The 2,050-nt window shown below is 40.0% G+C and carries 3 protein-coding genes; 1 reads left to right on the forward strand and 2 read right to left on the reverse strand.

The window, feature by feature from the left end:
- On the forward strand, window positions 1–628 hold a 628-nt coding region (locus tag PX481_RS16670; protein WP_288095069.1), incomplete at its 5' end, for a potassium channel family protein.
- Between the two features lie 67 nt (window positions 629–695).
- Here PX481_RS16670 and PX481_RS16675 read toward each other — a convergent pair.
- Window positions 696–932, reverse strand: coding sequence for a type II toxin-antitoxin system VapC family toxin (locus PX481_RS16675; RefSeq protein ID WP_002758952.1), 237 nt, complete (start codon window positions 930–932; stop codon window positions 696–698).
- Window positions 929–1,891, reverse strand: coding sequence for a hypothetical protein (locus PX481_RS16680; protein ID WP_288095072.1), 963 nt, complete (start codon window positions 1,889–1,891; stop codon window positions 929–931). The genes PX481_RS16675 and PX481_RS16680 overlap by 4 nt, the downstream gene beginning before the upstream one ends.
- Between the last annotated feature and the right edge of the window lie 159 nt (window positions 1,892–2,050).

Consider the following 2,050-nt stretch of genomic DNA (forward strand, 5'->3'; position numbering starts at 1 on the left):
TGATACAGACCCCCTACAGGTAAATCGGGCCAAAGAATTAAATTATATTGTTGTTCAAGGAGATGCCACCTTAGATAAATCTTTACAAATGGCAGGAATTGAACGCGCTACTTGTATTGTGGCCGCTTTAACTTCCGATGCGGAGAATTTATATACAGTTTTGTCTGCTAAAACTCTTAATCCGAAAATCCGCGCCATTGCTAGGGCCAGTACCGAGGAAGCAGTACAGAAATTACAACGGGCCGGGGCCGATGCGGTGGTATCTCCCTATATTACCGGCGGTAGAAGATTAGCGGCCGCGGCCCTACGACCCCAGGTGATGGATTTTGTTGATGGGATTTTAACCGGAACCGATCGATCATTTTATATGGAAGAATTTTTAATCGATCCGAGGACCTGTCCCTGTGTGGGTTTAAGTCTTAGTCAAGCACATTTAAGATCTCGATCGGGGGCCTTAGTTTTGGCTATACGTCGCGCTGATGGTACGCTAATCGGGGGACCCACTGGCGATACGGAATTAATGGCCGGGGATCTGTTAATTTGTATGGGAACGGCCGAACAATTACGCAGTTTAACTCAGATTTTAATCCCCATGCGATCGGATGGTTTACGTTTACCGAAGCATTAGTTAGGGTTTGCGCCAAAAAGTTTGTAGGATGGGTTAGTGGTAGGGTAACATGAGCGGGTGTTGGGTTTCATGCTTCAACCCAACCTACGTTCTCTAGAAGACTTATCACCAATTTTCTTGAGCTTTCCCTTCCGTTTTGTTTAGACAAAATATAATAAATATTAGTGACAGCATGACCAGAAATATATCCTTGAGTTTTACCTGTCTTAACTGTATTTAATGCTTGTACAGATGCTGGAAAATGTGGTTCACGCTTACCCAAAACATCTAGCAATACATCACTGTCGAATAAGACTCGTTTCACCGATACTTCTCCACTAAATAATCAATATACGATTCTTTTGGGTCTTCTGGTCCTAAATCGACAACCCCCACTAAGTCTCTTGTCCAAGGATCAAGATCGCTTAAATCATCTGTTAGGGAATGAGAAGTAGTTTCTGAGGATACATTCTGACGAAAAACACGCCCATATTCTAATGCTTTCTCAAAATCTTCCTGATCAGAAATTGATCCAGAAAGATTATCTAACCAGTTTTCAGACGAAGATTTTTCAGTTTCCAAATCGACCAAACCTGTTAAATTTTGTGTAGAGGCATCAATATCATTGAAATTATCTGCTAGGGAATGATAAGTAGTTTCTGAGGATACATTCTTAGGATTAAATCGCTCTTGAATTCTGAAAATTATTAAACTATAATAGGCTCTCAGTTGGGTGACTAAAGATTTGTCAGTATCTTGGAAATATTCGGTTATAGTACGATGAGAAATCGATAGAGTATTTTTAGCTCCCTGGTAAATTTGCTCTAGTTCTGAATCAGCAAACATATCAATAAACACATCTATCGTTTCCGAGAGAAGGAGTGAACCTTCCACCACTCTGATTAAATCGGCTTTTTCCTCACCAGTCTTTACCTCATTGATCTGAGCAAGGCTGATAAATAATTGATTATAGGCAGTAATTTGATTAGTAAATTGGTCTATATATTGGATTAACTCCAGTGCTGAATCCTCATCTCTATACTGTTTCCATACCTGAAACCATAATTTATTAATTTGATAAAATATATCGGCTCTTGCTTGATAAGTTTTAGAGTTATCCTTAACTTGCTCAAATAAAATTTTAGTTTCTTGTAGTAAATTATCCAGTATTATCCGATCAGAATCGGTGACAATTTGATCGAGTTTATCTGTAATATTTTGCAGATTTTCTAACAAAAATTGTCCTAAATTTTCCCGTTCGACTGAACTTGGCAGACTATTCATCGGAAATTTTGGGTCTGAAACCCCGCCGTTCTAAGTTGGCTTTACGTTAGAATTAAAAGGCCAGTCTCGAAAACCAAGTGGACGGCGCAGCACCTTGAAAACTCGGCTTAGGGGGTTCCGACCAGAAAAGCTTGGCCGGGTAAAAAGTCGCGCGCAACA

The organism is Microcystis sp. M53603_WE2 (assembly GCF_030065435.1).